The following is an 883-nucleotide window of genomic DNA, read 5'->3' as shown; positions in this document are numbered from 1 at the left end:
TCTATTCTTCTCGGATCTGCGCCAAAGCTTTCTATATCTCCCAACTTACTTACTATTCGTTGGCTTCCTGCGTAGTAATGTTTGGTATATTTTCCATTATTACTTACTACTAAATAAGGGTTGATATAGGCTGTGAATCCTTGTGTTTCGGTATTCCCGCCTGAGAATAAGGAATTGATATACACTTGTTCGCTCTCGCCGCTTGTTTTGATTACCCGTTCTCCTGTAGCATCGTATACATAGTTACTTACATACCCATTATCATCTATGGACATTAATCGGTTTTCTTCATCCCAGCGTAATTTCCTTTCATGGGTTTGATTTGTTTTTCTTAAATCCTTCTTCTCTAATTCTACATTTACATAGGTTAGATTTCCGTTTAAATCATAGTGATAATTCTTGTGCTCTTGGCGTTTTTCTTCTTCTTTACTTTCTTCTTCTCTGTAATTGATGTCTTGAGCGGTTTTTATTTGATTCTTTTTCGTTGAATCGTAGGTATACGATAAGTCATAACCTGCTTTTAATCCGCCTTCAATCATTATGCCTTGTTGACTTACTTGTTGGTTTTTGCTTACGATATTATGTAAGTTATCGTAGCCCATTTGCAAGCGGTATGCGGCCGTTTTGTGATCCGCTCCTGTGTAACTTCCTTGTGCTTGTACTAAGCGGTAAAGTCCGTCATATGCATATTCATGCTGCATTTGTCCCCCCATAGTCTTTTGGTTGTCCTGCGGTAGTGGGGCTTGGTTGGATACGCTCAATACATTGCTAACAGCGTCATACGTATATTTGTTATTAATGATCTGAGTTCTTACACCTCCACCTTGCGTTTTTGGTGATACCCAAACTTGTAAATCGCTAAGTCTTCTTCTTTCAGGATCAT

1 protein-coding gene is annotated in these 883 nt (G+C 38.5%); it reads right to left on the bottom strand.

Annotated features, from left to right (window positions below):
* Positions 1-883, bottom strand: an 883-nt coding sequence (locus GFU93_RS04265; RefSeq protein ID WP_221411554.1) for a hypothetical protein, incomplete at both ends; no start/stop codon positions are given.

Source organism: Apibacter sp. B3546, assembly GCF_009827885.1.
Lineage (GTDB): Bacteria > Bacteroidota > Bacteroidia > Flavobacteriales > Weeksellaceae > Apibacter.
This window is presented reverse-complemented; position numbering and strand designations above follow the sequence as displayed.